The sequence below is a fragment of the Burkholderia sp. 9120 genome, assembly GCF_000745015.1.
GTDB lineage: Bacteria > Pseudomonadota > Gammaproteobacteria > Burkholderiales > Burkholderiaceae > Paraburkholderia.
Window position 1 is genome coordinate 5764949 of the sequence record NZ_JQNA01000002.1, and the last position, 12823, is coordinate 5777771.

At 62.8% G+C, this 12823-nt stretch carries 12 protein-coding genes; 5 read left to right on the forward strand and 7 right to left on the reverse strand.

Features of this window, described 5'->3' with window-relative positions; translation table 11 throughout:
* Positions 1–148 precede the first annotated feature (148 nt).
* Together FA94_RS33625 and FA94_RS33630 are read left to right on the forward strand one after the other, a co-directional pair.
* A complete protein-coding gene (locus FA94_RS33625; RefSeq protein ID WP_035559914.1) occupies positions 149–1213 on the forward strand; it encodes a LacI family DNA-binding transcriptional regulator in 1065 nt (354 codons plus the stop codon).
* 645 nt (positions 1214–1858) lie between these two features.
* Positions 1859–2332: an Lrp/AsnC family transcriptional regulator gene (locus FA94_RS33630; protein WP_035559916.1), complete on the forward strand. Its 474-nt coding sequence runs from the start codon at positions 1859–1861 to the stop codon at positions 2330–2332.
* A 70-nt stretch (positions 2333–2402) separates the two neighbouring features.
* Here FA94_RS33630 and FA94_RS33635 read toward each other — a convergent pair whose 3' ends face one another.
* Positions 2403–3389, reverse strand: coding sequence for a TauD/TfdA family dioxygenase (locus FA94_RS33635; RefSeq protein ID WP_081936288.1), 987 nt, complete (start codon positions 3387–3389; stop codon positions 2403–2405).
* Positions 3390–3536: 147 nt separating this feature from the next.
* Positions 3537–4778, reverse strand: coding sequence for a YbfB/YjiJ family MFS transporter (locus FA94_RS33640; RefSeq protein WP_035559921.1), 1242 nt, complete (start codon positions 4776–4778; stop codon positions 3537–3539).
* A gap of 284 nt (positions 4779–5062) precedes the next feature.
* Here FA94_RS33640 and FA94_RS33645 point away from each other — a divergent pair, with 284 nt between their 5' ends.
* From FA94_RS33645 to FA94_RS33655, 3 genes are all read left to right on the forward strand, one after another.
* Positions 5063–5722, forward strand: coding sequence for a nitroreductase family protein (locus tag FA94_RS33645; protein WP_035559923.1), 660 nt, complete (start codon positions 5063–5065; stop codon positions 5720–5722).
* Positions 5723–5849: 127 nt separating this feature from the next.
* Positions 5850–6329: a hypothetical protein gene (locus FA94_RS33650; RefSeq protein WP_035559925.1), complete on the forward strand. Its 480-nt coding sequence runs from the start codon at positions 5850–5852 to the stop codon at positions 6327–6329.
* 11 nt (positions 6330–6340) lie between these two features.
* Complete coding sequence (locus FA94_RS33655; RefSeq protein ID WP_035559926.1) at positions 6341–7159, forward strand: 4'-phosphopantetheinyl transferase family protein; 819 nt, start codon at positions 6341–6343, stop codon at positions 7157–7159.
* 21 nt (positions 7160–7180) lie between these two features.
* Here FA94_RS33655 and FA94_RS33660 read toward each other — a convergent pair whose 3' ends face one another.
* From FA94_RS33660 to FA94_RS33680, 5 genes are all read right to left on the reverse strand, one after another.
* Positions 7181–7882 (reverse strand): 4'-phosphopantetheinyl transferase family protein, encoded by a 702-nt coding sequence (locus tag FA94_RS33660; RefSeq protein ID WP_035559928.1) that lies wholly within the window; start codon positions 7880–7882, stop codon positions 7181–7183.
* A gap of 95 nt (positions 7883–7977) precedes the next feature.
* On the reverse strand, positions 7978–9306 hold the full coding sequence (locus tag FA94_RS33665) for an MFS transporter (protein WP_035559935.1): 1329 nt from the start codon (positions 9304–9306) through the stop codon (positions 7978–7980).
* Between the two features lie 254 nt (positions 9307–9560).
* A complete protein-coding gene (locus FA94_RS33670) occupies positions 9561–9797 on the reverse strand; it encodes a DUF2783 domain-containing protein (protein WP_035559938.1) in 237 nt (78 codons plus the stop codon).
* Between the two features lie 92 nt (positions 9798–9889).
* Positions 9890–11629: an FAD-dependent oxidoreductase gene (locus tag FA94_RS33675; RefSeq protein WP_035559949.1), complete on the reverse strand. Its 1740-nt coding sequence runs from the start codon at positions 11627–11629 to the stop codon at positions 9890–9892.
* 49 nt (positions 11630–11678) lie between these two features.
* Positions 11679–12638, reverse strand: a complete 960-nt coding sequence (locus tag FA94_RS33680; RefSeq protein WP_035559951.1) for an MBL fold metallo-hydrolase — start codon at positions 12636–12638, stop codon at positions 11679–11681.
* Between the last annotated feature and the right edge of the window lie 185 nt (positions 12639–12823).

The window sequence follows — 12823 nt, forward strand, 5'->3', positions numbered from 1 at the left end:
ACCTTTACTGGCATGACGGACTACGCTTTGATTTCGGGTCGGCGGCGTTCAGTCGTTGCGTGATAGCTGCAAGACTAGGCGTGCGCGGCAAGTGCTGTCAAACCGCGAACTTGATGGTTTTTGATTGACCTCTCCCTGAAGGACTGCCATGTCCGAACCGCTTCCTGGCGCCGACGCTAACCTCGCTGCACGAGCGCGCATTCCCGATATCGCGCGTGCCGCGGGGGTCTCTACCGCCACGGTGGATCGTGTGCTCAACGGTCGCGAGAACGTGCGCGCCGTCACTGCGCAACGTGTGCTGCAAGCGGCCGCGCAACTCGGTTATCTGCTCACGCCCAATGCGCCCGCCGTCACCGCGTCGAAGCCCATGCGAATAGCGTTTCTGTTGCCCGCCGGCACGAATCGCTACCTGCACATGCTCGGCGACTACATCGACTTCGCGCACGATCAGTGGAACGCGCTCGATATGAAATGCCGTGTGCACTACGTCGAGAGTTTCAATCCGAAGGAACTGGCCGACCGTCTGTTGCATTACGGACAGCGCGCGGATGGCGTGGTGTTCATGGCGCTTGAACATCCGCAAGTGCGAGACGCGGTAAATGCGCTCGCGGATCAGGGCGTGCCCGCTATCACGTTGATTTCGGATTTATCGAATGCGCGGCGGCTGGCTTATGTAGGTATCGACAACCGCTCGGCCGGGCGCACCGCGGCGCTATTGCTGGGGCGTTTCATGGGACCGCGCCCGAGCGGCAAGATCGCGATGCTCGCGGGCAGTCTCAACTATCGCGGGCACGAAGAGCGCGAGATCGGCTTTCTGCATCTGATCGAATCGACGTTTCCTCAGGTACGCGTGATCGGACTGCGTGAAGGACACGACGATAGCGAGCGCAACTATATGCAGACGCGCAAGTTGCTGGAGCAGCATCCCGATCTCGCGGGCATTTATAACAGCGGCGGCGGATCGGATGGCGTCGCGCGTGCGATTGTCGAAGCGCGTTCGGAACAGAAGATTCTGTTCGTCGGCCATGGCTTGACGCCGGATACGCGCGCGTTGTTGATCGATGGGACGATGGACGCGTTGATTACGCAAACGCCGCAGTCGATGGTGGGGAATTGTCTGCGGATTTTCCGCAACGTGCGGGAGAAACGCGAGGCGATGCACGACGTGAAGCCGGTGCAATTCAGTATTGTTCTGCGGGAGAACTTACCTTGACCTGGCGGCCGGGAGAAGCACCGCCAGCAAGGCCGGCAGCGTCAAACGTAGCGTCGTATCAGGTCAGGCACGCCGGATGCTCAATCACCTTCGTATTCAAACTTCAACACGAAAGGAGATCACATCATGCCTTATCTTCTCGGCTGGCTTCTTGGCGTCCCGCTGATCGTACTGGTCATCCTGTACCTGATTTTTCACTGATTCTCAGCAACGTCTCTCAGCGCCCGGCGCGCTGACTCGTGAAAGGCGACGCCCGCGATCTGCGGCGTCGCCTTTCGCGCATCCGGCACGCGCGCAAACGTCGTCCCGCGATCACCGCCGTCGATGCCACCTCCACCAGGCATTCGGTTAGGAACATGCGTCCATGCCCGGCGAGCGCGCCTTCCGGCGCGGTTGACGCCGGAATTCGCCCGCGTGCCGCCTTCTTGCTGGGAAGGCAGCGAGACACCGGATAACAGCTTGTGGCTAAACGAGGCCGTGGGCGCGAAGCCCGCGGCCCGGGCGGTTGTCCCGGGCATGAATGCACCCTGAAAATATACCCGGAGGCAGGCTGGATAGGCTTCTTAAAGCCCTGCGCCGGAACCGTCATGTCAGGACGATATTCCGCTAGAATAGGATTTCACAGAACATACTTCCGATAACGCTATGACAACCCGAAATCGCCCACTCGACAACCAGGATCGCAAGATCATGCGCGAGTTGCAGAAAAACGCGCGTCTGAGCAATGCGGAACTGGCCGAGCTGGTGGGCATGTCGACCACCGCGTGCTGGAATCGCACGCGTCAGTTGGAAACGGAGGGATACATCCGCGGCTATGTCGCTTTGCTCGATCAGCAAAAGCTCGGTTTCGCGGATGTGGTGTTGCTGGAGGTCACGCTCGACCGTCACGACGACGACGCCCTCGCCCGCTTCGGCGCCGAACTCGCGACGCTGTCGGAAGTGCTCGAGGCGTATCTGGTGTCGGGCGACTACGACTATCTGGTCAAGGTGGCCGTGGACGGCACCGCGGGTTACGAGCGCTTTCTGCGCGAGAAGCTCTACAAGATTGCCGGCATCCGGCATAGCCGCTCGATGTTCGCGCTGCGCTGCATGAAGAGCATTCCGTCGATTGCGGTGTAGCGGGTTGCTGCGTCGCGCTTCGTCGGCTGCATCAGCGCATTAGGCAGATCGCTGTGACCGTGCCCCGCGCTCACGCGCCGTGCGCTTCCGCCATCGCCACGACAATTCGCCGAGGCCCCGAAAACGGCGCTCGGCCGTGCGTCAACAGCATGTTGTCGAGCATCATCACGTCGCCGCGTTGCCACGCGAAATCGAGTCGATGCGCGTCGTACACCGCACGCACGCTATCGAGTTCGGCGTCGGCGATCGGCGTGCCATCGCCGTAGTACACGTTGCGCGGCAAATCTTCTTCTTCGACGAGGTCGAGCAGCGCCTCGCGCGTCGCGTCTTCCAGCGACGACACATGAAACAGATGCGCCTGGTTGAACCACACGTCCTCGCCGGTACGCGGATGCCGCGCGACCGCCTGGCAAATCTGCCGGGTGCGCAGATCGCCGTCTTCTTTCCACTCCCATTCGATCTGATGCGCGCGGCAATAGGCTTCGGCGACCGCCGTGTCTTCGGTGTTGAAGACCTGCTGCCACGACAGATCGAGTCCACTGCCGTAGTTGCGCACGTACATCAGCTTGCGATTCGCGAAGCGTTCGCGCAGCGCGGGATCGATGCCCTGATATACGGCGCGCGCGTCGGCTACCGGTGTTTCGCCGCGATCGCCAGGCGCGACGTCGCAGTAGAACCAGATTTTCATCGGCCAGTTCGTCGTGTACGCCTGCTCGTTGTGCTGCGGAATCCACTGATGCGCCGGATAGTCGGTCGACGAATAGACACCCTTCGTCACTTCGCTGCGCGGCGTCGAGCCGAACTCGTACGACAGCAGTGGCGAGCCAAAGCTCTTGGCGAATTCGTGAAAGCGTTCAATGCTCATGTCGGCGAAACCGCGCAGCAGCACACCGCCGTCGCGGGCGAGATGCTCGTGGATCGAAGCGTGCCAGCCGCGATCGAGAATGTCGCTGGCGTCGGCGGGTGCGTTCATGACCGGCAAACGCGTGCGGCCTCGCTGGAACGCGGTATCGGCGAGCTGGATCTCAGCGGGTGCTTCCCGGATGTCATTCGACATACGTGGCTCCTGAATTGAGTGAGTCGATTCGCGCCGCGAAGCGCACCGGCCGACGCGTACCTAAGTCGATTCGATGCAACTCCGGGATGACTCAGCGAATGCAACCCGGTGGTAAATCGATTTTTGCGATGATACTGATAATGATTCTCATTTGATAGTGGCACGCAACGGCTTCTGACACGCGGCCAATACCGCGCCGGCCGCGAGCAGTAGCGCGGAGTAGACGAGCCCGCGCGCGAGACCGGCGCCGTCCGAGACCCAGCCGATCACCATCGGCCCGACGATCTGCCCGAACGCGAAGACGATCGTGAACGCGCTGATGCCTTTGGCCCAGTGACTCGCGGGCAGGTTGTGGCGCACGAATGCGGTGGTCGACGCGACGGCCGACAGGAAGGTCGCGCCGAACAGCACGCCGGACACGAACGCCACCCACGGCTGAGTAAACAGCGCGGGCAGCAAGGTCGCGATGGCGAGCAGCGCGTTGAGCACCGCGAGCGCCTGGCCGCCTCGCATTCGGTCGAGCAGGCTGGACCATATGCGCGCCGACATCACCGTCGCCACGCCGAGCAGCAGATAAAACCCCGTGACGACGACCGCGCTCATGCCCGCGTTGCGCAGCAGCGCCACGATGAACGTCATATAGCCGATGTAACCGACACCGAACAGGCCATAGCCCGCCAACGCGAGGCCGAAACGCGGCCAACGCGGCGCGTCGGCGTGAGCGGTTGCGCGCGTCGCCGGATGGGCGGCGGGATGTACGCGCTCGATCTTGCGCGCCGCCTGAATCGCCACCGCGGCGAACGCCGCGCACGCGACGGCCAGCGCGAACCACGCGAACTGCCAGCCGTGCGCAACGTTGATGATCGTCACCGGCACCAGTACCGACGACGCGACGATTCCCCATCCCGTGCCGCCGTAGTACAGACCGAGCACGAGACCGGCGTCGTGCGGTCTCGCCGACGCCAGACGCGCCGCCAGCACGCCGCCGCTGATGAAAATCGCCGCGCTGGTCGCGCCGGTGATCACCCGCAAGGCAAGCAGCGAATGCGTGTCCGCAAGCAGGCCGCTGACGGCCATGAGCAGCGTCGTGGCCGCGCAGCCGACACCAAACAGGACGCCCGACGACCAGCGGCGCGCGAGCGGCGGGAACGCCAGCGCGCCGAGCAGATAGCCCAGCGCGTTGGCGGTGTTCATCGCGCCGGCCTGCGCGAAGCTCCAGCCGAGGTCGAGCTTCATCGACGGCAATAGCAGCGCGTAAGCGAAGCGGGCGAGTCCCAGCGCGATCGCGCTGCCTAGTGAGAGCGCGGCGGCAAGCATCAGGGTCGGGAGACGGTGCGCCGCTTCGGAGTCCGTGGCGGACACGGCGGCGTCGAGTGATTTTGTCGGCATGGGCGGGCGGAAGTGGGCAAGGAAGCTGCAGACCGGTTGTGCCGCAAACGCTGATTACGGCACCTCGCCATCATATCCGGGGACGCCGGGCGGGGCTGACAGTTAGTTGCTTTTTATGAGTCGAGCCGATTCCGTTTGGCTCGACCTCCGGCCGCGAACGGCTTAACGGACAAGCCCAAGGCCAACAACTATCATTACTGACACCCAAGACTAAATGCGAATGATTTGCATTTACGAGATAATTAGCCCATTATTCAGCCCATACCTTCAGTCGAATACACGCCATGACCACGCTAGACATCAGCCGCCTCGAACCCGCACTTCCCGCGACCGCGAAACCCGGCGCCACCGCCACGCCCCATGCATCGGCAGCGCTCGAGGTGCTGCTGTCGCGCCAATCGCATTGGCCGCTCACCGAACCCGGCCCGGCCGACGCCGAACTCGATCTGATCTTCGACGCCGCGTTGCGCGCGCCCGATCACGGCAATCTGCGGCCATGGCGCTTCGTCACGATTCGCGGCGAAGCACGCGGTGCGCTCGGCGACCTGCTGGTCGATCTGGCCAGCGCGCGTTCGCCCGAGGAACCGCGCTCCGCGCACGCGCATCGGCGGCAAAAGGCCTTCGCGGCGCCGCTCGTGATCGCACTCGGCGCGGCCGTGACGGCGCATCCGAAAGTGCCGGAAATCGAGCAACTGCTGGCGGCCGGCGCGGCAACGATGAACATGCTCAACGCGATTCATGCGCTCGGCTACGGCGGTTTCTGGGCCACGGGACCGGACAGCTATGAAACGCGTCTGCACGACGCGCTGGGCTTCGCGTCGAACGAGCGTCTGCTCGGCTTTCTTTTTGTGGGCACGGCGAAAACGCCCGGTCAGGCACCGGTGCGGCCGTCGCGTAGTGCGCACGTGCGTGAATGGTTGCCATCGCAACCAGCCCGAAACTAATACAAGCCATTGACGCACACGTTGCGTCATCGCCCTTGCGTCGCAAGCGACAAGCGCTGGCCTGCGACGCGGCAGCTACTCAATCCGGCCGGCGCGACTCATGGACCGTGTCCATTCAGGAGCCTCGATGAACTTTCGCTCTCACTACAGCAGCCGTCCCGAACTGATCGACGATCATCCGACCGACACCACCGACGCGCCCGAGCGCACCGTCCTCAGCGCCGTTCGCACCTGGCTGCGGCCGGCCTGCGAATCGGCACGCGGCGGCGTGCAATGGCGCGACATTCTGAGCGGTGTCGGCTTGCGACAGGACGGCATAGAACATTTTGATTTGCTGATGCGCTCGCTAATGCACGTGTCCTATCGTCCGCTCGACATGCGTTGCCGTTGCGCCAGCGATCTCGGCAAGGACGAAGCCGTCATTTTGCAGACCATCGCGTTGCTGCAAAAAACGCATAGCGGCGCCGCGTTGCGCATGTTGAGCGAGTGGCTGCCCTCGCCCGCGGTCAGCGGCGTGCTGAAGCTGATCCGCTGGTTCGCGATCGATCTGCTGGACGCCGGCATGGAACTCGACGTGCAAGCGCGTCGCGTGACCTACATGCATTGAGGACGCAGCCCATGTCACTGGAATTGGACCTGGCTGCGCCGACGTCCTCGCGCGTGCGCGACGGCAGCGATGCGCGTGCGACCGAACCCGCGGCGAACAGCGCCCGAATCGCGCACGCTATCGTCACTGCCGCACCGCCCGTTTTCTCTTCTCACTCACTGACGCGCCACTATCCGCGTGGCGTCACCGCGCCGCGCGCGGGCGAGTTGCATCTGTGGCGATTTCGCTGCGAATGGTTGCCGGTGCCGGTGCAGGAGGGCGACGGCTGGCTGTCGAAGACCGAGCGCGAACGTGCGCGATTGCATCCGAACGCCGCGTTGCGCAAGCGCTTTGTCAGCGCGCGCGTGGTGGCGCGCTGGATCGTCGCGAATCTGTTCGACTGCGCGCCGCGCGACGTCGATCTGCAGGACGACGGCAACGAGAAACTGCGCGCACGTCATCCTCATGACGGCCGCGGCATGACCATCGACATCGCTTACGGCGGTATCTGGATCGTGGTGGGCGTTGCATCGGCCACGCTGGGCTTGAGCGTCATCGTGCCGTCACCCGGCGCAAGTGCCGACGAGACGCCGGAAGGCGCGCGCCGGCGTGCACGTTATGGCAGCCTCTGTAATGCGCTGCGTTATGCGCCGGTGGATATCGACATGGATCTGCTGTTGAGCAACACCGCGAGTTGCGCATTCGACCTCGCGGAGCATGGCCGCTGGCATGTGTTCGATCTGCCGATGGGCGGCAAGATTCGCGCGGCGGTGGCGCTCGCGCAGCCGGTTACGCAAGTGCATACCTTCGGTTGGCCGAAGTCTCTGGCGATCGGCGAAATCAACCCCTAGCCGGCCAACGTCTATCGCGGTCTATCGCGCGAAGGTGGCGGTTGACCACGCCACGCACGCCGAATAGGCGTCTGGCGCTGCGATCCACTGTGCGGCGATTTCGCGCATATCGTCCGGAATCCGATTGCTCAACGTCACCTGGCTACCTTCACGCGGCAGCACCGTCAGGTACTGCAAACCACGCGAGATGCCCGCGCCCGTTGTCTTGACGAGCGCTTCCTTCGCCACCCAGGCTTCGTAAAACGCAGCGGTCTGCTGCATCGCATCGCGGCGTTCGAGCCATGCCACTTCGGTGGGGTCGAGCGTCAACGCTGCAATCGAACGCCAATCGAATCCATCGCGCTGCTGTTCGATATCGACGCCGACGCGCCGAACCGGCGACATCGCGATCAAGCCATGCGCCCCCGCGTGCGATACGTTGAAATCGAAGCGGGCCGAGTCCGCCAGACGCGGACGGCCATTTCCGTCCTGAGCAAAACGTATGGCGTGAGCGGTGATGCCAAGGCGTTGCGCGAGCAGTTCACGCAGCGCGGCACGCACGCTCGCGAAACGCACCGTGTCCTCATGGTGGAGAAATCTGCGGGCACGGGCACGCTCGTCGTCGCTAAGGGAGGCGAAGACGGTCGCGTCGCTCAGCGACGCATCAAAGGCAAAATCGATCCGCCACAACGAAATATCGGACGGACCGTCGTGCGGCAAAAGAACAGGTTCGATGGAATGCATCGCAAAGATTCGGACGATCTACGTACGGTAGAAAAGGAACACGAAAAGACCATTCGCGACTCTACCCGATATCACGCCCGATTCCACCTCTGCCTTCAGATGCGCTTCATGTCCTTCGGTACGCCGAGCAACAACGCCACGCCGCTCACGAACAGCAACCCGCTCAGCAGATACAGCGCGTTATCCATACTGCCGGTGTGCGTCTTGATCAGTCCGATCACCCACGGACTCACAATGCCGCTCGTAATGCCGATGCTGCTGATCAACGCGATCCCCGCCGCCGCCGCCGTGCCGGACAGATAACCCGACGGCACCGTCCAGAAGATCGGCAGCGCCGCGAAGATCAACACCGAGGCCAGCGAAAGAATCGCGAGCATCGCGGGAAAGCTGCTCAGATGCAGCGTCAGCAGCGAAAGCGCCACGCCGCCGCCAATCGTGCAAACGGCAAAATGCCGGCGACGTTCGCCGCGGCGATCCGAGTGACGCGCGATCAGAATCAACCCGACCGCCCCGATTGCATTGGGAATCACGGTGTACAGACTGATCGCCACCACGTCATGCACGCCGAAGTCGCGGATCATCAGCGGCATCCAGAAGTTCAGCGTTAGCGAGGCGCAGGTCAGCGAGAAGTAGATGAACGCGAACAGATAGACGCGCGGATTGCGCAACGCGTGCAGAAACGAGCGCGACGAATGCGCATCCGACGAAGCCCGGCGCCCTTCGTCGCGTTGCGCGATCAGTTGCGCTTTTTCGTCGGCGCTCAGCCAACTGGCGTGCTGCGGACCGTCCACCAGATAGAACGCGGCGAGCAGGCCGAGCACGATCGCGGGCGCGCCTTCGATCACGAACATCCACTGCCAGCCGAACAGGCCCAGCACGCCGCCCATGTCGCGCATGATCCAGCCGGATACGAGACCGCCGAGCACGCCCGCCACCGCGACGCCCGCGAAAAAGATCGACAGCACGGCCGCACGCCGCCGCGCCGGATACCAATACGTCAGATACAACACGATGCCGGGAAAGAACCCCGCTTCGAACACGCCGAGCATGAAGCGCAGCAGATAGAAGTGCGACGGCTTCGACACCAGCATCATGCCGACCGACGCAATGCCCCACAGCAGCATGATCCGCGTGAACGTGCGGCGCGCGCCGAAGCGTGCCAGAAGCATATTGCTCGGTACTTCACAGATCACATAGCCGACGTAGAAAACCGCCGCGCCGAGGCCATACATGGCGTCGCTGAAACCGAGGTCGTGCTTCATCTGCAATTGCGCGAAGCCGATATTGATGCGGTCGAGAAACGACACTACGTAGCAGAGAAACAGAAACGGAATGATCCGCAGCGAGACCTTGCGATATAACAGGTCGTCGTGCGCGGCAGCGGAGGCGCCCGGCTCGAGCGCGGGGGCGAGGGATTGGCTCATCGATTATCTCCAAACGTGAGGGTCCAACGGACCCGCCGGGTCCGGCGTCTTGATGCGCCGCGTTGTCGTCGTCTACGTGGACGGCAGGCGGCGTTGTTACGCCGCGTCGCCGCTGTGAATGGCGCGCGGCTCGAATGGCCACGCGCGTGTTTGTGCTGCTTTTAACGGTGCTTTTTTAATGCTGCGTTTTAATGCGGTTTTCTAACGCTGCTTTTTAACGCCGCGGGCTTAAACCGCTGGCTTAAACCACTCGCTTAAGCCGCGAGCGAATGCGCCTGCGTGTCTCGCGCTGAAACGTCGATTACCCCGTCGCGCGCATGCTGCACGGCTTCGAGTAGCGTCGCGTGATCGCCAATATGGTTGGCGAGCAATAGAATCAGTTGCGCATTCGCCGACTGGCTCTGCGCCTCGTCGAGATCGCGATGCATGTCGATCAGCGCTTCGTAGAAATCGTCGGGGCGCGTGAGATTCGGTTGCGTGTTCAGTGTCATGTCTGTCTCCTGCTATTTTTTGCCGATGCCTTGCCGTGGTCGCAACTGTGCCGCGTGCCTGGGCCAACGGTCCAAGCTCCAGGCTCCAGACTTCAGGCCGTCCCTTCGACGCACAATGCGCGTTTCAGCGCCTGCGTTACCGCGTCCGCATCGAGCTGCCGCCAACGCGCGCACACATGCTGGTCCGGCCGGATCAGATAGAACGTGCCGGGTTTGGCGTCATAACGTGCGTTCGCATGACCATCCGCGTCGTGAGCGACTCTCACACTCGCCGAATGCGAAACTGAAATCGACGCGGAGGCCAGAACAGCCGCCTGCAGATCACCGCTCGTCACCACGACAAGCTTCAACGGAATCGGCCCGGTGTTCAGCGCATCCAGCGCGGCGCGCGTCGCCTGATCGACACCTTGCTCACCGCAGAACAACACGCCGGTGAACTGCTGACCGAGTTGCTGCAACAACCAGGCCGGTTGCGCGGCCACCAGAACCGGCGCATCGACGCACGACGCGCCCGGCACCATCGCCCCTTCGAAGCGATCGCCGTCCGCGGTATTGAGCGGCGAATCGCGCAACACCGCCGGCACCGACAGGCGCCCGCTATTCGCCAATTGCCGCGCAAACGGATGCTGCCGCGAGAGCTTCAGCACCGCATCGCGGAACACGCGACTCACGGGACTCTTCGGCGTAATGAAATCGGTGGAGCGGGTGGAGTTGCGGATGTTTTCATCGGCGGCGAATTCGCGTTCGCTCGCGTAGGTGTCGAGCAGCGCGTCGGACGCGTTGCCTTCGAGCACCATCGCCAGTTTCCACGCGAGATTTTCCGCGTCCTGTACGCCACTATTCGCGCCGCGTGCGCCGAACGGCGACACGCCGTGCGCGGAGTCACCCGCGAACAGCACGTTGCCGTGCCGGAACCGATCCATGCGCAAACACGAAAACGTGTAGACGCTGACCCATTCCAGTTCGAACTTCGCATCCGCGCCGAGCAACGCGCGCACGCGCGGAATCACCCGCTCCGGGGTCTTTTCGAGTACCGGATCGGCGTCCCAGCCCAACTGGAAATCGATCCGCCACACGTTGTCCGGCTGACGATGCAGCAACACCGATTGGTTCGGATGGAACGGCGGATCGAACCAGAACCAGCGCTCGGTTGGAAAGTCCGCTTCCATCTTCACATCGGCGATCAGGAAACGATCCTTGAACGTGACGCCCTTGCTGTCGAGTCCCATCAGCGTGCGCATGGGGCTGCGCGAGCCGTCGGCGGCAACGACATAGCGGCCGCGCAACGGGTACGGTCCGTTGGGTGTATCGACCGTCAACGTCACGCTGGCATCGTGTGTGCCCGGCGCGCCGTTCTGCTGCACGCCCACCACTTTGCTCTTCCAGCGGATCTCGAGATTCGGCAATGCCTGCGCACGTTCGAGCAGAAAACCTTCGACGTAATACTGCTGCAGATTGATAAACGCGGGCCGGTTGTGACCCGCTTCCGGCTGCAGGTTGAACGTGTAGACCAGCTCGTCTTTCAGAAACACTTTGCCGACGTTCCAGCTAATGCCCTTCTCCACCATCCGCTGACCGCAACCCAGTCGATCAAAAATATCGAGCGACCGCTTCGAAAAGCAGATTGCCCGCGAGCCGGTGGACAACGAACAATCGTCGTCGACCAGCACGACCGGCACGCCCTGCTGCGCGATATCGATCGCGGTGGCCAGGCCCACTGGGCCCGCACCGACCACGATCACCGGATAAGCCGCCTGCTCCGCGCCGCCGTGCGCGCTTTGCTCGCGGCACGGCTGGTAGTCGAACGACAGCGTCTGGTAGTTGATGCTCATCTTATGTCTCCGTCCTGCTCTTCTCGGCGTCGCTATAGTGCGGTGGGGATCAGGCTTGCAGCGCGTCCCACATGTCCTTGTCGCGTTGCGCGGTCCAGATGCGCGGATGCGTAATGCCGCTCGCTTCGTCGAATGCGCGCGACACGTCGAACGGCAGGCAATGCTCGTAGATGAACACGTGGCCGAACTTCGGGTCCATTGCCTTGCGCGTGTGCGCCATTGCGGCCTTCAGATCGAGTTTCTGTTCGACGGCTTCACGACCTTGCTGCAGCAGCGTGGTGACGAAGTCTTTCGTGTAGTCGAGACCCTTGTTGACATCTTCCGGCGTGGTCAGCGCGGGGCCACGGCCCGGCACCAGCTTGTCGGCCTGCAGCGCGCGCAGCGCTTCGAGCGTGGCCGGCCACTGTTCGAGTTGGGCGTCGCCGCAATAACACGCTGCGTCGTACTCGACCAGATCGCCGGAGAACAGCACCTTCTGCGACGGCAGCCACACGACCGTGTCGCCCTTCGTGTGCCCGGCGCCGAGATGCGCGATGCGCACTTCGAGCTTGCCGAGAAACAGCGTCATTTCCTTCTCGAACACCAGCGTCGGCCACGTCAGGCCCGGCACTGTTTCGACACCGGCAAACAGACGCGGGAAGCGTTCGATTTCCGACTTCATGTCCGCCTCGCCGCGCTCGACGATCATCTCGTACGTGCCGCGGCTCGCGATCACCTGTTGCGCGCCTTCTTCGAAATACGCCGACGCGCCGAGCACACGCACCGCGTGGTAATGCGACAGCACGACGTATTTGATCGGTTTATCGGTAACGCTGCGGATCTTCGCGATGAGGTCTTGCGCCATGGCCGGCGTGGCGGTGGTGTCGACGATCAGCACGCCGTCGTCGCCGATGATCACGCCCGAGTTCGGATCGCCTTCCGCGGTGTACGCGTAGGCGTTCTCGGACAACTTCGTCCACGTGACTTTCTTGACTTCCAGATCGGCCTGGGATGCGAATGCCTTTGCCATGCTTGTCTCCCTCAAAAGTTGGACGTGAGGCGAGACGGCCGGCTGCGCACGGAATGCGCGGGCTGACGGTATTGGAGGATTGTCTCGCCCCGTTTTGACTCTGTGACTGCGCCGGTGTGTCGGGGTGAATGCATCTTATGGCTGCGCGAGTTTATTTGTCAATAGCGAAATGTATCGCTATACAC